A 20,180-nucleotide genomic window follows, 5' to 3' on the forward strand; every position below is an offset into this window, starting at 1 on the left:
TATACGTTATTAATCACGCCCCATCAGGATGCCATCCCCAGCCCGACAATGTTGGCCGCGATAATAATCACCACGCAGCCCAGTGACAACACGCGCACCGGACGTTGTCCTACGGCCTTCCACTCCTTCAGCACCAATCCGACCAAACCGCCACACAGCACATACAGGCTCATATGCAGCATCCAGCTGACAAAATCATACTGCGGCGGGATTTTGGCATGACCCCAGGCGTAGAAGAAAAATTGCAGATACCACATGGTACCGCCCAGCACCGCAAAGGCGATGTTGGCCAGCAACATCGGTTTGGCTACGGAGAAGTCAGCGCGAACGGAAAGTTCAGGTTTCACCGCCAGGCGGATAAAGCAGTACGCGAGGTTAACCAGCGCCCCGCCGCCCATAATCACCACATAACTGGGCAGCGCCACGTACAACGGATTGATACCCAGGCTGGCGGCTGCTTCGTGCATCGGTTTGGCCGCATCCATCGCAAAAGACATCCCGGCGGAGAAAATGCCGCATATTACCGCCAGCACCAGCCCCTTCTTCAGGTTAAACTCTTCCGCGTTAATCCCCAGCGCCCGCTCTTTTAACAATCCGGCACGGGAGACAATCGCCACGCCGATCAACGCAACAAATACGCCCAACAGCGTCAGCCGACCACCTTCTGAGCTGAACAGTTCGACAAAACGCCCCTGTAACAACGGCGTCATCAGCGTGCCCACCACCAGCGTAATGCCAATGGCAATACCGATACCCATCGACATCCCCAGATAGCGCATGGTCAGACCGTAGTTGATGTTGCCGACACCCCACATGGCACCAAACAGAAACACCGGCAACAGCTGGGAGAAGCTAAAGCTACCGTAGTAGGCCCAGAAATTCGGCAGCAGCACCGCGCTCACGACCCAGGGCAGAATCAGCCACGACATCACGCCACCGACCGACCACATGGTTTCCCATGACCACTTTTTCACCTGTTTAAACGGAGCATAAAAACATGCAGCACTGGCGGCACCCACCAGATGCCAGAAGATACCTGCAATGATGGCACTGTTCATTGTTATTCCTTCGTAAGGTTGAGGCCAACAGGAAACCGGCGGTCTCCCGATTACCCGGCAGTCTACGGCGGGCAGCTTTTCCTCAGCCTTTGAATGGCTGCCGGAGAGTGGGCGGAATTGGCAATATCCGGTGGGTTTTCAACATAAGGATCACAAAATCGCATTTGCAGGCAGGCACGTCAGAAAAAAAGATAACCTGTTTATTATTATCGATATTTTCTGGAAATGTTGTGTTGATCAGCACAGTTTTAACCTGACTGCCATGCGCATCGTTAACATGGCAATCACACAAAGCACGGATCGTGGCTTCCCCCGACTGCAATTAATCCGTATAACGTTGAGAAAAATCATCAGGACAAGGATTGGGATGAATACCAAGAGGTTGACGCTGTTGCTCTCACGTCCGGTGAGTCGCGTAATGCTGGATGATATCCGCGCCATTGTGCCGCCCGAGTCACTCAACATCTTTATTAACGGGCTGGAAGATATACACTATGCCCGTCTTGAGTGCGTGCAGAGCGAAGATAACTGTGCCCTGCTGGCCTCAGCGATTGTGGTGTGGCGGCAACTGGGTCATATTCACAGTATCCATTATCAGAAAGGTGAACACCTGCGTGAAATTGACGATGCCACGCAGTTCCAGCTGTTCAGTATGATGAAAACGCATCGCGCACTGGTTCAGCTTACCTGAACCCGCTTTCACTTTAGGATAATCATGAAAATCGGACTGCTTTTCCCCATCGCTATTATCATTGCCGGTGTCAGCTTTCTCGCCTGGTTTATCGCCAGTGGCGCGATGATGCCGGGGTCGTGACCTTTTTCAGACTTGGCCGTTCTGCCAGCTAACCTGCTGAATACGCAGCATTTCGCCAGATATGCTGCGCTTGTCATCTGTTTCTTCCCTTCGCTGCCATCTGCCCCCTTACCCTGGCAATGACAAAAAGGTGCTACACCTTGATCTGCTTCACTCTGCATTTCACACAAATTTAACGAAACCGATCGCGGAGACCCTACAGATGACAACGCACCATCAACATTTCATCAATGGCGAGTTTGTTGCCAATCAGAACGACAAATGGATTGAAGTGATTAACCCGGCCACCGAAGCGCTGCTGTCACGCGTACCAGAAGGCACCAGACAGATCGCCAGTCAGGCGATTGCTGCCGCAGAAGCGGCACAACCCGGCTGGGAAGCGTTACCGGCAATTGATCGCGGTAACTGGCTGCGCAAAATCGCCAATGGTATTCGTCAGCACGAGGCAGAACTCACCGCGACTATCGTGGCCGAGGGCGGGAAAACTCAGGGACTGGCGCAAACCGAGGTGCTGTTCACCGCGGATTATCTCGACTATATGGCCGAGTGGGCACGCCGCTACGAGGGCGAAATCGTCAACAGCGACCGCCCGAACGAAAACATTTTCGTGTTTAAGAAAGCTATCGGCGTGACTACAGGCATTCTGCCGTGGAACTTCCCCTTCTTCCTGATTGCGCGTAAAGCGGCACCGGCGCTGGTCACCGGCAATACCATCGTGATTAAACCGAGTGAGCTGACACCGAATAACGCCGCCATTTTCGCCGGGATCCTGCATGATATCGGTCTGCCGGCTGGAGTGATCAACGTTGTTTACGGCTATGGGCCGGAGGTCGGTCAGGAGCTGGCAGCTAACCCGAAAGTGGGACTGGTCAGCCTCACCGGCAGCGTGAATGCCGGTATCGCCACCATGGAAGCGGCAGCGAAGAATGTGACCAAAGTGTCGCTGGAGTTGGGTGGCAAAGCCCCGGCGATTGTAATGGATGATGCCGACCTCGATCTGGCGGTAAAAGCCATTGTCAGTTCCCGCGTCATCAATACCGGACAAGTGTGTAACTGCGCTGAGCGTGTTTATGTGCAGGAAGGTATTTACGATCGCTTTATCAGCGCCCTGACGGATGCCTTTAAACAGGTGAAATTCGGGAATCCTGCCGAGCGTACCGATATTGATATGGGACCCCTGATCACCGCGGCGGCGCTCGGTCGTGTCGAACAAAAAGTGGCGAAAGCCGTGGAGCAAGGCGGGAAAGTGATTCTCGGTGGAAAGCGTGTCGGAGAACAGGGCTTCTATTTTGAGCCGACCATCATCACTGACGTGCGTCAGGAGATGGAGATCATGCGCGAAGAGATCTTTGGTCCGGTGCTGCCGGTGATGACCTTTAAAACGCTGGATGAGGCGATTGGCCTGGCAAACGACTGCGAATATGGCCTGACTTCATCGATTTATACCCAAAATCTGAACACCGCGATGATTGCGCTGCGTCAGCTGAAATTCGGTGAAACCTACATTAACCGCGAGAATTTTGAAGCGATGCAGGGCTTCCATGCGGGCTGGCGGAAATCCGGGGTTGGCGGCGCGGATGGTCGCCACGGTCTGGAAGAGTATCTGCAAACCCATGTGGCCTATTTGCAGTTTGCATAAAAATAACCCGTCGCGGCACGACGTATCGCGCCGCGACGTAAGCTATTAACTCAGGCGTTGTTTACTACGGACCAGCGCAATGCCGCTCAGCAATGCGACTGCCATCAGATAATAACTCGGTGCCAGACTGGTGCCGGTCGCGCTAATCAACAGGGTACAAATCAACGGTGCAAAACCGCCAAACACCGTGACCGCAATGTTATAGCTGATCGCCATGCCACTGGCACGGGTGCCAATCGGGAACAGATCGGCCATCACCGAAGGCACCGTCGAGAAGTAAACTGATTTCAGCAGTGCCATCCAGCCCACCAGCAACATCAGCGTCAGCGGTGTGGTGTGATTGACCACCAGGGTAAACGCCGGATAGATGGTCACCAGCAGCAGAATCAACGATCCCCACATCAGCGGTACCCGACCGACCTTCTCGGCCCACAGCCCCATCAGCGGCGTCACCACCGTCAGGATCACCCCAGCCAGCAAAGTGGCGCTGAACGCCGCCGAACCCGGCAGATGCAGCGTTTTGGTGGCATAGGTCGGCACATAGTTGAGCATGTAGTTAACGGCGGTGGAGATCACCATCAAACCAATCGCCAGCAGCATCAGCTCCTTCTGACGACCAAACAGACGCTTCAGCGGTGCTGCTTCCGGCTGCTGCTGTGCAAAGCTGGCCGGTTCATGTACATGACGACGGATGTAAATACCCAGCGGGCCAATCAGCAGGCCAAAGGCAAACGGAATACGCCAGCCCCAGTCCTGAATCTGGCTTTCGCTCAGAATCTGCGTCAGACCCAGGCCAAACGCCGATGCCATCAGGGTACTGGCCCCTTGCGTAGCAAACTGCCAACTGGCGATAAAGGCTTTACGCTCCGGGAAGTGTTCCACCAGAAACGCGGTGGAGCTGCCGAATTCACCACCGGCGGAGAAGCCCTGAATCAGACGCGCCAGCAGAATCAACACCGGAGCGGCCAGGCCAATTGAGGTATAACCCGGCATAAAGGTGATAATCGCCCCGCCGAGCATCATCAGGTTGATCGACAGCAGCAGCGCCTTTTTACGGCCATGACGATCGGCGTAGTTACCGAGCACAATCGCCCCCAGCGGGCGGATCAGGAATGAGACGCCAAAGCTGCCAAAGGTCAGCAGCAGCGATACCGAGGGATCGCTGGTCGGGAAAAAGGCATGGGCGATATAGCTGGCGAAAAAGCCATACACCGCAATGTCAAACCACTCCAGCGCATTGCCGATGCAGGTGGCGAAGAGGGTTTTATGCAGATTGGGTTTAACCGCGCTGGTGGGTGCGCTGTGACTGATGCTACTCATTTGGCACCTCCGGCATGCGCCTGGTGACGGGCAATCAGGTCTGCGCCTTGCTCACCCAGATCCCACAACAGACGCGTCATGATTTGCAGCCCCTCACGGGCGATGGATTTCAACATATGTTCGTTAACGCCGTGCTGACCGCAGGCCGGATAGGAATGCGGCACCCACAGCGTCGGCAAGCCGAGGATGTCGGAGAACACTTCATTGGGCAGTGAACCGCCGAGATTCGGTAACAACGCCGGTTTTTTTCCGCTGGTTTGCGCCATGCTCTCCAGCACCCAGCTCACCAACGGATCGGTGGGGTCGAGACGGGTAGCTGGCGATCCGCGCATAAACTCGACCTTCACCTGGTCAAAGCCGTGGTTTTGCAGATGCGCTTCAATGTGCTGTGCCAGATTTTCCCAATCTGTTCCCACCACAAAACGTAACTGACACACGGCGGTCGCGCTGCCGGGAATGGCGTTCATAGGACGTGCCGGGTTGCCGGTGAGAAACGCCAGCACTTCCAGCGTGTTCCAGCCATACAGGCGTTCGGTCGGTGTCAGGCCCGGCTCACCCCAGTTCACCTCGATCGCCGGATCGCCGGGCATGCCACCCACCTCGATATCGCTGAGGATGGCGCGCACGTCGTCGGTCAGAGAGGTCGGTTTCAGTGCTTCAACCTGCAACACGCCCTGGGCATTGACCAGCGTGGCGATGGCATTTGCCAGTTGTGTTCCCGGATTGGTCAGTAAGCCACCCCAGTTACCGGAGTGGTACGCATTGTCGCGTGCGTTGATGGTCAGGCGGAAATTGACGCAGCCGCGCGATCCGAGGAACAACGTCGGACGCACCGCATTCAGGCGCGGGCCATCGGAGGCGATAAACAAATCGGCCTTCAGCAGATCGCCGTATTGCTCGCACAGCTCCGCCAGACCCGGTGAGCTAATCTCTTCCCCCATTTCAAACAGCATTTTGCAGTTAAAACCGAGGCGTCCACCGCGTGCCTGAAACACCTGCTCCAGCGCGGCCAGATTGACGCAGTGCTGGCCTTTATTATCTGCGCTACCGCGACCATACCAGCGATCGCCCTCTTCTTTCAGTTGCCACGGCGATAACCCGTCACGCCAGTTTTCATCATCGCCAAACACCACATCGCCGTGACCGTAGCTCAACAGCGTTGGCAGCGCCGGATCTTCGATGCGCGCCGCCACCAGGAACGGGCGATTTGTGGTGACGGGATTGTCGATAAAGTGCAGCGTGAAACCGAGCGCCACCAGTTGTGGGCCAATCTCCTTGTGCAAATAATCATGCAGCTGCTGGTCACGATCCGCACGCTGGCTTTCGGTGACCTGCGCCACCCGGCGCGTCAGCAGTTGCTGGAATTCCCCGCAGTCAAAATAGTCGCTGGCCTGTTGTACGGCCTGTTGTGCTGTCATGTTTGCCTGTCTGTTGTTGGTTTTATCATCATCCTTATCTTTGCGGAAAGGCTGATTTGCCACAATTATCAATTTATCGAGTAAGATTTGCTTTTAAAGCAAAGCTTAGCTGCCCGATTTTGAGGCATGCACCACCAGGAAGCAGAAATATGCAAAGCAGTGAAATCCGATATTTTCTCGCCGTCGTGAATGCCGGATCGCTAAGTGCTGCCAGTGAACAACTGTTTGTGGCGGTATCCGCCATCAGCCGTCAGATTCAACGCCTTGAGGCACAGGTTGGCGTGCCGTTGTTTGAGCGCCACGCGCGCGGCATGGTACTGACCGAAGCGGGGGAAATTTTTGCGCATCAGGTACGTAAAAATATGCTGGAGATGGAGTATGCGCTGGCGGAGATTAAGGGCTTAACGGCGGTACGCCGCACACAGATCCGCGTTGCCTGTACCGATGGCATGGCCTTCACCCTGTTGCCGCGCTTGTTTGCCGATTTTCGCCTCAGCAATCCCGGAGTGCTGTTCAGCCTGAAAGTTGGCAGCACTCAGGGGGTAGCCGAGTGGGTGCGCAACGGCGAATGTGATCTGGCGTTGCAGTTTAGTCTGCATGCCGAACGCGGTGTCGAAGTTATCGGGTCGTGGCCAGCACCGGTGCAGCTGGTGATGCATCACACCCATCCACTGGCAAACGCGACACAGGTGTCGCTGGCTGACCTCAGTCAATACCCGGTGGCTCTGCCGGAGCAAAACACCACGGTGCGCCAGCTATTTGATCTTTCCTGCCATATGAGCGGCTATGTGATTGAACCAGTGCTGACCTGCGATAACTTCTCCACCCTGTTCCATTTCTTACTGGGTACGCCGCTGGCGGTGACCATTTGCAGTCCGTTTACCGTGCGTTACGAGGCGAAAACGCACGGGTTGATATTGCGCTCGGTTGGCATCGATCAGCTGAATCAACGCACGTTGCAGCTCCAGACGCAATCAGGGCGGCCCCGTAGTGCCGCCCTGAATCTGTTGCTGGACTTTCTCCATCAGCAGCTCAACGCGCTGGAGGAACCCCTGCGCCAGCGCTGGAAGCCCTGAGATTTACTGCTGGATATCCACCGGATAGAGGATGTGTTTGCCAAACGGGTCCACCTGATAACCGGTAACCGATTTGCGTACCGGTTCGAAGATGGTCGAGTGGGCAATCATCACCGCAGGCATCTGGTCATGCATGATTTGCTGTGCCTCCAGGTACAGCGCAATGCGTTTGTTGTGATCCTGTTCGGCACGCGCCTCAGTGATGATTTTATCAAACGGTGCATAGCACCACTTCGCCGAATTCGAACCGTCCTTCGCCGAGGTGCAGCTATACAGCGGGCCGAAGAAGTTATCCGGATCGCCGGTAGCGGTGGTCCAGCCCATCAGCGCCGCCTGGTGCTCGCCATTGCGGATACGTTTGAGATATTCGCCCCACTCATAGCTGACGATATTGGCTTTGATACCCACTTTCGCCCAATCAGCCTGAATCATCTCAGCCATTCGTCGCGCATTGGGGTTGTAAGGTCGCTGGACCGGCATCGCCCACAGCGAGATCTCGGTGCCCGGTTTGATGCCCGCTTCCTGTAGTAAGGCTTTCGCCTTCTCAGGATCGTAGTCGTAATCTTTCAGATTGTTATCCGCACTCCAGACGCCGGGCGGCAGAATGTTTTTTGCCACCGTACCGGTGCCCTGGAACACCGCATCGATAATCGCCTGTTTGTTGATCGCCATCGCCAGCGCCTGGCGCACTTTCACGTTATCCAGCGGTGCTTTGGTGGTGTTGAAGGAGAGGAAGCCGGTATTTAGACCGGACTTTTGCATCAGGGTCAGGTCAGGATTTTTGCGCATTTTGTCGAGATCAGCCGGATTGGGGAATGGTATGATCTGACACTCGTTTTTCTCCAGTTTGGCGTAACGCACTGACGCATCCGGCGTGATCGAGAATACGATGCGATCCAGCTTCGCCTTGCCCTGCCAATATTCCGGGAAGGCTTTGTAGAGAATGCGGGAGTCTTTCTGATACTGCACCAGCTCAAACGGGCCAGTGCCAATCGGTTCCATATCCACCTTTTCCGGTGTCCCGGCTTTCAGCATCTGGTCGGCATATTCCGCCGAATGGATGGAGGCAAAATACCACGCCAGATCGGCGAGGAAAGGTGCTTCAGCATGCGTCAGCGTGAAACGGACCGTGTGGTCATCAACCCGATCGATTTTCTTAATCAGCGTGGCGAACTCCAGGCTGTTGAAGTTGGAATATACCCCGCCGGAAACGTTATGGTACGGATTGTTCGGGTCCATCTGCCGCATAAACGAGAAGATGACGTCATCAGCGTTAAAATCTCGCGTTGGCTTGAAGAATTTGTTGCTGTGGAACTTCACGCCCTGGCGCAGGTGGAAGGTATAGACCGTGCCGTCCGGGCTGATATCCCAGCTTTGCGCCAGGCTCGGCACCAACTCGGTGGTGCCTGGCGTGAAATCGACTAACCGGTTAAACACCGGCACCGCACTGGCATCGACGCTGGTACCTGCCGTGTAAAGCTGTGGGTTGAAGTTTTCTGGTGAGCCTTCGGAACAGTACACCAGGGTTTTGGCTGAAACGCTGCTGGCGATCGCCAGACCCAGCGCGGTGAGCGCCAATTTTGCCATCACATTTTTCATCTTGTTTCTCGCTTTTTATTGACTTCCATGAGCCAGCATCGGTATATCAGTCGTTCATCTGATTAATAATTAACATGATTTAGTCGCGCTGCGAACCCTCAACCACGCAATGAGACTGATAAGGAATTGTGATGACAGACCAACTCGCCCGCCAACTGACTCAGCGCTTCTATCGTTACCTGGCGGTCTCCAGCCAGAGCGATGCCAAATCCACCACGCTGCCGAGCACGCCATCACAACACGCCATGGCCGAGCTGTTGGCCGCAGAACTGCGCGAGTTGGGGCTTGAAGACATCATCATAGATGAGCATGCCACGGTGACGGCGCTGAAGCGCGGCAATCGTCCCGATGCACCGCGTATCGGTTTTATTACCCATATCGATACCGTCGATGTTGGGTTATCACCAGACATCCATCCACAAACCTTAACTTTCCAGGGGGAAGATCTGTGTCTGAACGTTCAGCAGGATATCTGGCTGCGCGTGGCGGAACATCCTGAGATTGCCCCTTACCTCGGTCAGGAGATTATCTTTAGCGACGGCACCAGCGTACTCGGCGCCGATAACAAAGCGGCGGTCACGGTGGTGATGACGTTGCTCGAGAACCTGCACGGTGACCACGGTGATATCCGGGTCGCGTTTGTGCCGGATGAGGAGATTGGCTTGCGGGGAGCCAAAGCGCTCGATCTGGAGCAACGTTTTAACGTCGATTTCGCCTGGACTATCGATTGCTGCGAATTGGGTGAGGTGGTTTTCGAAAACTTTAACGCTGCCGCTGCCGAGATTGTGTTTACCGGCGTGGCGGCACATCCGATGTCTGGCAAAGGCGTACTGGTCAATCCGCTGCTGATGGCGCATGACTTTATTGACCATTTTGATCGTCTGGCGACACCGGAGCATACCGAAGGCCGCGAGGGATATATCTGGTTTAACGATATGCAGGCCAACGCCAGCCGCGCGGTGCTGAAAGCCTCCATCCGCGATTTCGACCTTAAGGGTTTTGATGCGAAGAAACAGCAGTTGGTGGAGGTAACCGATGAGATTGCCGCCCGCTATCCCACCGGTACGGTATCCCTGAGTATCAATGATACCTACAGCAATATCAGCAATGCGATTGGTGAAGACCGCCGCGCGATTGATTTGATTTTTAGCGCGCTGGCGCAATTGGGCATTGAACCGAAGGTGATCCCGATGCGTGGGGGTACGGATGGTGCCGCATTGTCAGCCCGTGGATTGCTGACGCCGAATTTCTTTACCGGCGCGCACAACTTCCATTCTCGCTTTGAGTTTTTGCCGGTGCCGTCGTTTGTGAAGTCATATCAGGTGGCGGAAGCGTTGTGTTATTTAGCGGCTAAATAACGCAAAACATTGCGCGATAAATCGCGCCGCTACAGAAATAAAACATTGCGCGATGAATCGCGCCGCTACGACCCTGTACCATTTCGTAGCGGTGCGATTCATCGCGCGGTTTTAAACTTTATTTCGCGGCGCTAACGTCGATGCCAGGGAAGAACTTGGCGGCCAGCTTGGTAACCGTGCCGTCAGCCTGCACCTTGGTGATGGCTGCATCCAGCTCCTGCTTCAGTTTGGCATCACCCTTACGCAGGCCAAAACCGATGCCTGAACCCAGGATGGTGTCGTCTTCCACCGGTTTACCGGCAAACGCAAAACCTTTGCCCTGCGGCTTATCGAGGAAGCCTGACTGGCCTGCGGCAGACATCACCAGCGTGCCATCCAGACGACCGGCGACCATGTCGTTATAAACCTGGTTCTGATCCTGGTAAGAGGTGACGGTAACGCCCTGTGATTCCCAGTGCTTCTTGGCATAGGTTTCCTGAATGGAACCCTGCAACACGCCGATGTTTTTCCCTTTCAGTGACTCCGCGGTCGGCAGCAGGCCCTGGCCCGCTTTTGCCACCAGCATGGTCGGGATACGGTAGATCGGTTTGGTGAAATCGATGCTTTTCGCGCGTGCTTCGGTGATGTTCATCGCCGAGTTGATGGCGTCAAACTTCTTCGCCTGCAACGCCGGAATCAGCGCGTCAAAGCTGCTTTCTACCCAGCTACATTTGAAGTTGCCGGTCTGGCAAATGGCTTTACCCAGCTCGATATCGAAGCCTTCCAGCTCGCCCTGTGCATTACGGCTTTCAAACGGCGGATATTGTGATTCGAGGCCGTAGCGTAATGTTTCCTGCGCCAACGCATGAGCAGAGGTCAGCATACCCAGCGCGATAAAAAGTGCGTTTAATTTTTTCATTGTTATACCCTTGAGTTACCCTTTGACCCGGCAGAGCGCTTCTGCACCGGCCTGTAATGTCGCATCGTCTTTGGCAAACGACAAACGGATTAATTTATTGTCTGTGCCGTCCATATAAAACGCCGACAACGGAATGGTTGCCACACCGTGTTCGACGATGAGACGTTTTACCATTTCACTGTCGCTCTCGTCACTGAAATGTCCATAACTGGCTAAAACAAAGAAGGAACCGGCGCACGGCAGCAGCTTAAACGGCGAATCCTTCATCAGCGACATCAGACGATCGCGTTTCTGCTGATAGAACGGTGACAGCTGCAAATAGTTTTCCGGCCGTTGCAGGTAATGGGCGAAACCAACCTGCATCGGCGTATCAGCGGCATACATCATAAACTGATGCACTTTGACGATTTCGGTCATCAGCGCGGCCGGTGCCAACGCATAGCCAACGCGCCAGCCGGTAACGTGGAAGGTTTTGCCGAATGACGAGACGATAACGCTGCGCTGCGCCAGCTCTGGGTGTGTCGCCATGCCGCAATGGGGACGTCCATCAAACACGATGTGTTCATAGACTTCATCCGACAGCACCACGATATCGGTATTACGCGTCAGTTGAGCCAGTTGATCCAGATCCGCTGGAGTTAACACCTGCGCACTCGGGTTGTGCGGCGTGTTGATGATGATCATCCGGGTACGCGGCGTGATGGTGGCACGCAGTTCGTCCCAGTTGATGGCAAAATCCGGCACCTGCAATTTCAGGCCGATCGGCTTACCACCCTGTAAACGCACCACGGGCGCATAGCTGTCGAATGCCGGCTCGAAGAAAATTACTTCATCGCCCGGATGCACCAGCGCGGAGATCGCCATGTAGATACCCTGGCTGGCGCTGCCGGTGATCAGCACTTCGCTGCCCACATCATATTGCTGGCCATACAGGGTGTGTACTTTCTGCGCCAGCGCTTCTTTCAACGCCGGCAAACCGGTAAGCGGCGCATACTGGTTATGTCCTTCGCGCATCGCGTTGCTGACCAGTTCAACCAGTTGCGGATCGCACGGGAAGTTAGGCGCGCCCTGGGACAGGTTGATGGCTTTGTGTTGTGCCGAAAGCTGCCCAATCACGCTGAAAATGGTGGTGCCAACATCGGGTAATTTTGAAGAAGTCTGAACACTGGATTGGATGGACATGGTAACTCCGCCTAAAGGATTGCATAACCACGTAAGGAAATCAGATTTCTATTCAACGGTCTGTCACTTGAGTCGACAAGCGAATTGTTGTCATAATAGCCATGACTTTTAATCATAGCTGAGGCTGTTATGTCCCGCTCCGCTCTGCCACTCAACGCCATTCACGCCTTTCTGGTCACGGCACGTCACCTCAATCTGACGCGTGCCGCCGACGAGTTATGCATCACCCAGGGCGCGGTGAGCCGCAAAATTGCATCCCTGGAGAGCTGGCTGGGCTTTGCGTTATTCGAGCGCCATGCGCGAGGCTTGCACCTGACATCGCAAGGCGCAGCCCTGCTGCCGGAGTTACAGCAAGGTTTTGCGATGCTGGTGAATGCGACAGAGAAAGCCAGCCGCAGCAATGTGTCGATTCGGCTGAAAGCCCCAACCTGCGCGATGCGCTGGCTGGTGCCGCGCCTCGTGGCGCTGGAGCAGGAACGGCCGGAGATCCATGTGGCGCTCACCACCACCCTCGACCATGCCTCGCAACTGGATAATTTTGATGCGGCAATCGTCTATGGCAGTGCGCCGGCGGAGGCCATCCTCTTGTTTGATGAGCGCCTGACACCGGTGCTGGCCAGCAGCGTGACGCCACCCGCTAACGTGGCCGGGTTAGCGCGTTTTACCTTTCTGCACCCCACTAATGACACGCGTGACTGGCAGTTGTGGTTGAATGCGCAGCAGGTCAGCGTCCCCATGGCACGTAATCAACACTTTGCCACTATGGATTTGGCGATCAGCGCGGCGATTCAGGGATTTGGCGTAACGGTGGCGGATATGTCATTGGTCCAGAACGATCTGGCGAATGGCCGACTGATCGCCCCGTTTGACCACTGCGTCACTACCGGGGCGAGTTACAGCTTGCTCCATCGTGCAGAGCGGGATGCGCCACCGTTCCTTGAGGAACTGGTGGCGTGGCTTTGTCAGCCTCAGAAAGAAACCCACTCGTCTGCGCTGGCCGATTTAGGCTGATTGGCAGGCGGTGCGCTTAACGTCGGGCGACGTAACGGTGCCGCAGGTGGCGTGGCAGAGGCGATAGCCGCCGTCGCGGGTGCGAGACGGAATTTGGCGACCGATGCCTGAAGTTCTTCCGTCTGACGCTCCAGAGCGCTGGCCGCCGCCGACACCTCTTCCACCAACGAAGCATTCTGCTGGGTGACGCTGTCCATCTCCGTCACCGCCGTGCCCACCTGAGAAATGCCTTTGCTTTGTTCTTCTGACGCCGAGGCGATGTGCTTCATGATCTCATTCACATCCTGCACCGACTTCAGAATGTCGTTCATGGTATGACCGGCGCTGTTCACCAGATCCGAGCCTTTTTCGACACGCTGCACCGAATCTTCAATCAGGGTCGCAATCTCCTTCGCCGCGTTGGCGCTGCGTTGTGCGAGGTTACGCACTTCACTTGCCACCACCGCGAAGCCGCGGCCCTGTTCACCGGCACGCGCCGCTTCTACCGCGGCGTTGAGCGCCAGGATATTGGTCTGGAAAGCGATGCTGTTGATGACGTTAGTGATTTCGGCGATTTTCTTCGAACTGCCGGAGATGCCAGCCATCGTGGTGACCACTTCACCCACCAGACGGCCACCCTGTTGTGCGGTGCCGGTGGCGGTTTCCGCCAGTGAACTGGCCTGACGCGCGTTATCGGCGTTGAATTTCACCGTGGCGGTTAACTGTTCCATGCTGGCCGCCGTCTGCTCCAGGGCGGAAGCCTGTTCCTCGGTACGCGAGGAGAGATCGTTGTTACCTGCCGAGATTTCTGCCGCGCCGCGATAGATATTTTCTGTCCCGCTGCGAATCGCGCTAACCGCTTCACGCAGGCTGTCCTGCATCGCCCGCAATAACGGCACCAGTTTACCGACACAGTTACGACCAAACTCCTGCACCGGCTGGCTGAGATCGCCCTGCGCGATAATCGCAAAGTGATCGCGGATGCGATCCAACGGTTTCACCAGCATGGCAACCAGGTAGCGGTCAGTAAACAGCAGAATCAGCAGTCCCACCACCACCGCTGACAGAATGATCACCTTGGTGACATTGGTCAGTTTGTCCACGGTGACGCGTGTGTCATCCAGCTTGATGCCTGCCGCCTGGTTGAAACTCTCGGCGCTGGCACCAAAAGCACGGCTCAGGGCCGGGGTCACTTTATTGGCCTGGGCGCGGTAAGCGTCCAGCGTCCCTTGCTGGGCCAGTGAAACCTGCGGGGCAATCCCCTCATCCAACAACTTTTGCCAGTTGGCAATCACGCTATTGGCGGTGTCGGCATCCATCGGACCGGGTGCCATCGCTTTGAATTGTTCGAGCTGCTGCTTCATGCTGTCCAGCGCCTGCTGGACCGTAGCAAACGCATCAGCAGGCAACTCGGTGCCCGCCGCACGCATTTCCATCACGCGAGAAAGACGCGTCACCACCCGGAAATATTGATCATTACCTTTACTGAGCACCGTCATCTGATTCACCAGTTGACGATCCACTTCGTTACCCTCACCCAGAGCATTGAGAGAATGGACGCTAAATAAGCCGACGGCACACCATAACAGGCAAAACAGCCCGAGAATGGTCAGCATAACGGCGCGAATAGTAAAATTTTTTAAGATACCCATACGAAATCCCTTGATGTGAACCGCAATGGAGGCCCGATAAAATCGGGCATATTGCGTTTATCGGCAGTAGATTCAGAAAATGTACCGCTTTCGTAAGCTAATAAATTGCTGGTTCGCTCGGGCAAAGGAAAAGATTGTATGAATGAAATCAGAGGGATGCAGGAAAATTTGTTTTAAAAAAAGGTTTGCGAAATTTAACCATTAGCCAGTGAACTAAAGTTTCACCATGCTGCGCATCATCAGGCGGAACAGACGCAGCCGCCCGCGCATAAACCGGCGCTGCAAACTGAACGGTTTTTCCGCATCACGGCCAACCATCAGGGTGACATCGTTATCTGAACGCCACACCGGCCAGTCAATCTCACTGCGCAACTGGTAACTGAATTCGCTGGCATCGCGGGCAAAGGTGATCCACAGGGCGCTGAGGCGCGTCGCAACAGCATAATCAGCGGCGGTGTAACTGCGGCCCTCGGCTGGCGTCTGCGTATCTAAGGTATTAAACACATAGGGGACTTCATTACCGTGCCAGGCACCGTGGGGATAGAGGTCGTGCGACTGTTCAGAAACGTAATCAAACCAATAACGCCAACCAGACATACCAATATTGTGTTGGGCCTGCACGACCAATAATGGCAGCACGGAAAAGGCCATATCACGAGCCACGGCGCGCCCGAGCAGGGCATCATCGTGGATATCATATAACCATTTAATTAACTGATAACTCAGGCGATTTTTTTGGCGTAGCTGTTGCAGAACCTGGGTGGCATCCACACCAAAAAAATCGAGAACGCTGGCTTCATCGCTGTTGCTGCCGATCATCAAGGGAACCCGATGCTGCCTGCCAGCCATAAAGGTCGCCAACATCGGTTGTGGCAGGACGATATCGCCGCTGATCGGCACCGGACCAAGCGCCAGCGGGCGTTGCAGCGGCCAGAATCCATCCGCCGGTAACGCACGGAGATCGCTGGCGCTGGCATTCGCAGCCAGTCCAAAATGGGCCGCCACCTGTTGACCTACCTGCTGCGCTTGCACGCGCGGCGTATCTGGCAGGCTGTAGGCGCTCTGTACTATGCCCTTATGAAATAACCCCTCCGCCAATGGCGAGCAGCACAAGGACAGCACGCTACGCGCGCCTGACGATTCGCCAAACAGCGTGATATTGCGGCGATCGCCGCCAAACGCCGGGATATTACGTTGCACCCATTGCAGCGCCGCGATCTGATCAAGCAGGGCGAAATTATTCACCACGCTGTCGGCGGGATACTCTGCATCCAGCGCCGGATGGGCAAAAAAGCCGAAATGGCCGAGGCGATAGTTGAGCGTCACCACCACCGCGCCCTGCGCTGCCAGCGCCTTGCCGCGATAAGGATCCAGGCTGCCTGCGCCGATGCTGAATCCACCGCCGTGCAGCCACACCATCACCGGGAGCGGGCGCGCGGGTTCAATATCTGGCGTCCAGACATTAAGGTAGAGACAATCTTCGCTGAAATGACCCGGGTCGCCACCACCGGCAAGCAGACAATAGTCCCGATTTTGCCAGCTGGCCGGCCCCCATGCCGTGGCGTCACGTTCACCCTGCCAGGGTTGCAGCGCCTGCGGCGGCCGCCAGCGCAACGCGCCAACCGGGGGCGCGGCATAGGGTATACCTTTGAAGACAAACAGCTCATCATCCATTGAGCCTCTGAGTTCTCCTTCCGCAGTCAAGATCCTCAGACGTCGTTGGTTTTTCATTTCGGCTTCCCTGATCATCATTTCTCCATTATTTGCAGGACCGGGGCGAATGTCCATGTCGCTCAGGAATTTGCAGATTAAGCTGAATCATCACGCGAAATGCTGAACATCTCGTTCAAATTTTTTGGCTGGCAAACGTTTGGCAGTCTACATTAAGGTTACACGTTAACCTGGCGAGACGGAGAAGCGCGATGTTTGGTGGAATTAACCAACTGTTTACCCGGATGTGTGATCACCCGGATTTCGCTAAGCTGCTGCTCCGCCTGACATTTGGCGGTTTGCTGCTGTTCCACGGTGAATTTAAAGTGGTCCACGGAGTGGCATGGATCGAACATCTGCTCACCGTCAGAGGCATGCCAGGTTTCATCGCTTACGGTGCTTACATCGGGGAAATTTTGGCACCCATTATGATGATCGTTGGCTTAATGACGCGCCCTGCGGCCTTCATTATTGTGATCAACATGATTGTCGCCACGCTATTGGTAAAAATGGGGGTTGTCTGGCATCTGACGGATGTCGGTGCATGGTCCCTGGAGACGGAAGCCCTTTACACGCTAGGCGCACTTGCCATTATGTTTTTGGGTGCCGGGAAGTATACGCTGGTGCGCAATCCGCGCCTGCAATAATGAAAAAAACCGCCGGTCTGCCTGACGCAGACCGGCTTTTTTTATCTTATGCCAGACCACAACGCGCCAGGCTGCGCTGTTGCAGCTGTTGATATAACACCATTTCATCCTGCACAGCCGCACCGAGCGCCGTTTCAAACGCCGCCTTGCTGGCATGACCGGCACTGCGGACGTGCGCCTCATCACCCAGGTTGGACTGAAAAATCCCCGCAGCGCTGACCGGCAAAAAATCTTCATAGGTGATCGGTTCCGCCAGCAAGCGTCCTTCTGCCATCAACTGTTCCATACTCTCTTCGGCTCCGGGCGGTGACTGAATCCCTTTTTCCGTCAGCCGATAGCTGAACCACGCCAGTTGTTCGCGGCGCAGGCTGACTTCATCATCGGGAAAGGCGCGAAACACCTCCGCCAGATGCTGCTGATGCTGCTGGTTGTCCTTACCGGTACCTGCTTCCGCCAGCAGTTTGTCGTACAGGGCGCGACCTTTCGGCGTTAACGCCACGCCACGTTGTTCGATTTCACCAAAGCGGGCGGTGTGCGTACCCTGAAAACCATCGCGAAAATGCACCGGTTCCTCCAGCGCTTTAAAGCTGGTCTGACGCAGCAGGATCGGCACCTGACGTTGTGGTGGACCTTCAATCAGGGTTTTGGGATCGATACCGCGTGTCGGCATCAGCGTCTGCACCCGGTCAATGTCCAGGGTGCGGGGCGTCAGGTGGTTGATATGACAGCCGCGGAAGCAGACAACGTCGGCTATCAAACGGTGTTGATGGCTGAGCGCCAGATAGGTGGCGCTGTCGACCGTGGTATCGGCGTGCCAGCGGAAGGTTTCCAGCGCCTCTTTGACAAACTGCGCCGCATCCGCCGCGTTAAGACCACCCTGTTGCTGATGTTGGGCGATTAACGCCCGGCAACGTGGCGTGAAGATGTCGCGCGCCGCCAGAATGTCGGCGGCTTTCGCACGCAACGCCTCATCATTGATCAACTCCAGCCGCAGCAACGAGGTAAATACCCGGAACGGATTACGTCGCAGCGCGCTGTCACTGACCGGACGAAACGCGGTGGAATGCACCGGAACACCGGCCTGCGACAGGTCGTAATAACCCACCGGATACATCCCCATCACCGCAAACATCTGGCGCAACATGCTTAACTCTGCTGCGGTGCCCACGCGAATCGCGCCGTGGCGCTCCACACTCAGGCGGCTCAGTTCATCCGCCGCCGCCAGACGGTTTTTCAGATCAGGATTGGCTTCCAGCACGCGTTCATTCACGGCGCTGACCAGTTGGGTCAGCACACCGTACTGCGGCACTTCCTGCTGGTACATCGCCGACATGGCCTGGGAAAACAGCGTGCGGATGGCATCGCTGGTGAGGAAATTGTCCATGGTCATCACCTTGTGCTACGGGGGTGATGCTAATGTAGATCAACCCTTTAGCGCCGGGTAACAATTTCCTCGAAGTGTGATCGCGCTGTCACTCGTCGGCGGCTCGCGGGTCACCAAAGCGACATTTCAGCAACAGCATCACGGTGGTCAGCAGCGCCGGTAGCGCCAGCATCAGGAAGATATGGCTGAATGACCAGCCGAGGGAAAGCAGTTCCGCGCCGATAAAGGCACTGAGGATCGCCCCGACCCGCCCCACGCCATGCATCCAACTGGAGCCCGTGGCGCGTGCATGCGTGGGATAATAGCTGGCAGATAACGCATTCATCCCGGTGTTGGCACCGTTAAAACAAAAACCGCTACAAAAAGCGATGGCGCTCATCAGGTCGACCCGCGCCGGAGAGAAACCCATCGCGACAATGGCGATGCCGCCACAGAAGTAGATCACCGCCAGCGCCAGATTCGCGTTAACACGGTCCATCAGCCAACCGGTAAACAGCGAGCCGAGGGTGCCGCCCGCCTGATACATCGCGGTGATGATCGCGGCTGCGGTCACTGACATGCCAAGGGTATGGACCAGCGACGGTAACCAGCTACCGACCAGGTAGACCAGAAACAGCGCCATGAAGTAGCCGCCCCATAGCATCAGGCTGCCAAACAAATAACGGCGTGAGAGGACGGTGGCAATTGCGCCAGCACGCACGGTGGTGGGTTCAACGCTGTGGAAATGGCTGTTGGCCTGCACCGCGCCCGGCAACATGCGGTCGAGAATGGCGTGGATACGTGCCGCCGGTGCCTGACGGCTGATGAGAAAACGTACCGACTCCGGCAGGCCGCGCAGCAGAAAAGGCAACACCACCAGCGGTAGCATTCCGCCCAACAACATCACCGAGTGCCAGTCATAACGAGGCAGGAGCCAGGAAGCGGCAAAACCACCAGAGGCCGCGCCAAAGGTAAACCCGCAGAACACCACGGTAATAATGAAGGAGCGGCGGCGTTCCGGCGCGTATTCCGCCACCAGGGTGCCAACATTCGGCATCGCCGCGCCTAATCCCAGCCCGGTGAGAAAACGAAACAGCATCATCTGTTCGATGTTCTGCGCCATCGCTGTGGCCAACGTCCACAAGCCAAAGAACAGGACGCTAAGCAGAATCATCATGCGGCGACCATAGCGATCCGCCAGCGGCCCGGCGAACACCGCGCCCAGCGCCAGTCCAATCAATGCCGCACTGATCACCATACCCAGTTGATGATTGCTGACACCCCAGGCCGCGCGCAGCGTCGGCGCGATAAATCCCATCAGCGCGATGTCCATGCCATCCAGCGCCACGACGAGGAAGCAGAGCGCAATTAAGCGCTTTTGCCAGCGACTCAGCGTGCTCTGATTAATCAGCTGGCGTACATCTACTGCTTCAACGCTGGTCACGGCCGAACTCCT

Annotated in this window: 17 protein-coding genes; 7 read left to right on the plus strand and 10 right to left on the minus strand. The window is 55.9% G+C overall.

Annotation, left to right across the window (positions count from 1 at the left end):
• Positions 1-23 precede the first annotated feature (23 nt).
• Positions 24-1,058 (minus strand): L-rhamnose/proton symporter RhaT, encoded by a 1,035-nt coding sequence (rhaT, locus tag AC6I8T_RS10535; protein ID WP_021183178.1) that lies wholly within the window; start codon positions 1,056-1,058, stop codon positions 24-26.
• A 367-nt stretch (positions 1,059-1,425) separates the two neighbouring features.
• On the opposite strand from rhaT, the gene AC6I8T_RS10540 reads away from it, so the two are divergent.
• From AC6I8T_RS10540 to aldA, 3 genes are all read left to right on the plus strand, one after another.
• Positions 1,426-1,749, plus strand: coding sequence for a hypothetical protein (locus tag AC6I8T_RS10540; RefSeq protein WP_021183177.1), 324 nt, complete (start codon positions 1,426-1,428; stop codon positions 1,747-1,749).
• A 24-nt stretch (positions 1,750-1,773) separates the two neighbouring features.
• Positions 1,774-1,872: a YoaK family small membrane protein gene (locus AC6I8T_RS10545; protein WP_150105782.1), complete on the plus strand. Its 99-nt coding sequence runs from the start codon at positions 1,774-1,776 to the stop codon at positions 1,870-1,872.
• Positions 1,873-2,074: 202 nt separating this feature from the next.
• Positions 2,075-3,511 carry an aldehyde dehydrogenase gene (aldA, locus tag AC6I8T_RS10550; protein ID WP_208723471.1) on the plus strand — a complete coding sequence of 479 codons (1,437 nt, stop codon included), beginning with the start codon at positions 2,075-2,077 and terminating at the stop codon, positions 3,509-3,511.
• A gap of 45 nt (positions 3,512-3,556) precedes the next feature.
• Here the strand turns inward: aldA and AC6I8T_RS10555 are convergent, their stop codons facing one another.
• Together AC6I8T_RS10555 and AC6I8T_RS10560 are read right to left on the minus strand one after the other, a co-directional pair.
• Positions 3,557-4,831 (minus strand): MFS transporter, encoded by a 1,275-nt coding sequence (locus tag AC6I8T_RS10555; protein WP_208723472.1) that lies wholly within the window; start codon positions 4,829-4,831, stop codon positions 3,557-3,559.
• On the minus strand, positions 4,828-6,249 hold the full coding sequence (locus AC6I8T_RS10560) for a M20 family metallopeptidase (RefSeq protein WP_497833810.1): 1,422 nt from the start codon (positions 6,247-6,249) through the stop codon (positions 4,828-4,830). Before AC6I8T_RS10560 ends, AC6I8T_RS10555 begins: the two co-directional genes overlap by 4 nt.
• Before the next feature lie 149 nt (positions 6,250-6,398).
• Between AC6I8T_RS10560 and AC6I8T_RS10565 the strand changes: the two genes are divergently transcribed.
• Positions 6,399-7,325 (plus strand): LysR family transcriptional regulator, encoded by a 927-nt coding sequence (locus AC6I8T_RS10565; protein ID WP_497833811.1) that lies wholly within the window; start codon positions 6,399-6,401, stop codon positions 7,323-7,325.
• 3 nt (positions 7,326-7,328) lie between these two features.
• Here the strand turns inward: AC6I8T_RS10565 and AC6I8T_RS10570 are convergent, their stop codons facing one another.
• Entirely contained in the window at positions 7,329-8,924 is a 1,596-nt protein-coding gene (locus AC6I8T_RS10570) for an ABC transporter substrate-binding protein (RefSeq protein ID WP_208723475.1), read from the minus strand.
• Between the two features lie 131 nt (positions 8,925-9,055).
• On the opposite strand from AC6I8T_RS10570, the gene pepT reads away from it, so the two are divergent.
• A complete protein-coding gene (pepT, locus tag AC6I8T_RS10575) occupies positions 9,056-10,282 on the plus strand; it encodes a peptidase T (protein WP_208723476.1) in 1,227 nt (408 codons plus the stop codon).
• A 118-nt stretch (positions 10,283-10,400) separates the two neighbouring features.
• Here pepT and AC6I8T_RS10580 read toward each other — a convergent pair whose 3' ends face one another.
• Both AC6I8T_RS10580 and AC6I8T_RS10585 read right to left on the minus strand, forming a co-directional pair.
• Positions 10,401-11,180, minus strand: coding sequence for a transporter substrate-binding domain-containing protein (locus AC6I8T_RS10580; protein WP_021183170.1), 780 nt, complete (start codon positions 11,178-11,180; stop codon positions 10,401-10,403).
• A gap of 15 nt (positions 11,181-11,195) precedes the next feature.
• Complete coding sequence (locus AC6I8T_RS10585; RefSeq protein ID WP_021183169.1) at positions 11,196-12,362, minus strand: methionine aminotransferase; 1,167 nt, start codon at positions 12,360-12,362, stop codon at positions 11,196-11,198.
• A 129-nt stretch (positions 12,363-12,491) separates the two neighbouring features.
• Between AC6I8T_RS10585 and AC6I8T_RS10590 the strand changes: the two genes are divergently transcribed.
• The gene (locus AC6I8T_RS10590; protein ID WP_021183168.1) at positions 12,492-13,373 is read left to right on the plus strand and encodes a LysR substrate-binding domain-containing protein; all 882 of its coding nucleotides are present in this window, start codon (positions 12,492-12,494) and stop codon (positions 13,371-13,373) included.
• On the opposite strand, the gene AC6I8T_RS10595 is transcribed toward AC6I8T_RS10590, so the two are convergent.
• A complete protein-coding gene (locus AC6I8T_RS10595) occupies positions 13,331-15,004 on the minus strand; it encodes a methyl-accepting chemotaxis protein (RefSeq protein ID WP_021183167.1) in 1,674 nt (557 codons plus the stop codon). The two genes, AC6I8T_RS10590 and AC6I8T_RS10595, sit on opposite strands and share 43 nt — an antisense overlap.
• Before the next feature lie 213 nt (positions 15,005-15,217).
• Positions 15,218-16,735 carry a carboxylesterase/lipase family protein gene (locus AC6I8T_RS10600; RefSeq protein ID WP_208723478.1) on the minus strand — a complete coding sequence of 506 codons (1,518 nt, stop codon included), beginning with the start codon at positions 16,733-16,735 and terminating at the stop codon, positions 15,218-15,220.
• 191 nt (positions 16,736-16,926) lie between these two features.
• Here AC6I8T_RS10600 and AC6I8T_RS10605 point away from each other — a divergent pair, with 191 nt between their 5' ends.
• Positions 16,927-17,361, plus strand: a complete 435-nt coding sequence (locus AC6I8T_RS10605; protein WP_021183165.1) for a DoxX family protein — start codon at positions 16,927-16,929, stop codon at positions 17,359-17,361.
• 46 nt (positions 17,362-17,407) lie between these two features.
• Here AC6I8T_RS10605 and hglS read toward each other — a convergent pair whose 3' ends face one another.
• The gene (hglS, locus tag AC6I8T_RS10610) at positions 17,408-18,745 is read right to left on the minus strand and encodes a 2-oxoadipate dioxygenase/decarboxylase HglS (RefSeq protein ID WP_208723479.1); all 1,338 of its coding nucleotides are present in this window, start codon (positions 18,743-18,745) and stop codon (positions 17,408-17,410) included.
• A gap of 88 nt (positions 18,746-18,833) precedes the next feature.
• Positions 18,834-20,168, minus strand: coding sequence for an MFS transporter (locus AC6I8T_RS10615; protein ID WP_208723480.1), 1,335 nt, complete (start codon positions 20,166-20,168; stop codon positions 18,834-18,836).
• Between the last annotated feature and the right edge of the window lie 12 nt (positions 20,169-20,180).

It is taken from the genome of Pantoea sp. X-Soil-OKNW-556, from assembly GCF_059730695.1.

Coding starts and splice junctions, on each gene's coding strand:
- AC6I8T_RS10555 (WP_208723472.1), bottom strand. CDS start 4,831: ATGAGTAGCATCAGTCACAGCGCACCCACCAGCGCGGTTAAACCCAAT.
- AC6I8T_RS10570 (WP_208723475.1), bottom strand. CDS start 8,924: ATGAAAAATGTGATGGCAAAATTGGCGCTCACCGCGCTGGGTCTGGCG.
- AC6I8T_RS10595 (WP_021183167.1), bottom strand. CDS start 15,004: ATGGGTATCTTAAAAAATTTTACTATTCGCGCCGTTATGCTGACCATT.
- pepT (WP_208723476.1), top strand. CDS start 9,056: ATGACAGACCAACTCGCCCGCCAACTGACTCAGCGCTTCTATCGTTAC.
- aldA (WP_208723471.1), top strand. CDS start 2,075: ATGACAACGCACCATCAACATTTCATCAATGGCGAGTTTGTTGCCAAT.
- AC6I8T_RS10605 (WP_021183165.1), top strand. CDS start 16,927: ATGTTTGGTGGAATTAACCAACTGTTTACCCGGATGTGTGATCACCCG.
- AC6I8T_RS10565 (WP_497833811.1), top strand. CDS start 6,399: ATGCAAAGCAGTGAAATCCGATATTTTCTCGCCGTCGTGAATGCCGGA.
- rhaT (WP_021183178.1), bottom strand. CDS start 1,058: ATGAACAGTGCCATCATTGCAGGTATCTTCTGGCATCTGGTGGGTGCC.
- AC6I8T_RS10585 (WP_021183169.1), bottom strand. CDS start 12,362: ATGTCCATCCAATCCAGTGTTCAGACTTCTTCAAAATTACCCGATGTT.
- AC6I8T_RS10590 (WP_021183168.1), top strand. CDS start 12,492: ATGTCCCGCTCCGCTCTGCCACTCAACGCCATTCACGCCTTTCTGGTC.
- AC6I8T_RS10560 (WP_497833810.1), bottom strand. CDS start 6,249: ATGACAGCACAACAGGCCGTACAACAGGCCAGCGACTATTTTGACTGC.
- AC6I8T_RS10580 (WP_021183170.1), bottom strand. CDS start 11,180: ATGAAAAAATTAAACGCACTTTTTATCGCGCTGGGTATGCTGACCTCT.
- hglS (WP_208723479.1), bottom strand. CDS start 18,745: ATGGACAATTTCCTCACCAGCGATGCCATCCGCACGCTGTTTTCCCAG.
- AC6I8T_RS10545 (WP_150105782.1), top strand. CDS start 1,774: ATGAAAATCGGACTGCTTTTCCCCATCGCTATTATCATTGCCGGTGTC.
- AC6I8T_RS10600 (WP_208723478.1), bottom strand. CDS start 16,735: ATGAAAAACCAACGACGTCTGAGGATCTTGACTGCGGAAGGAGAACTC.
- AC6I8T_RS10540 (WP_021183177.1), top strand. CDS start 1,426: ATGAATACCAAGAGGTTGACGCTGTTGCTCTCACGTCCGGTGAGTCGC.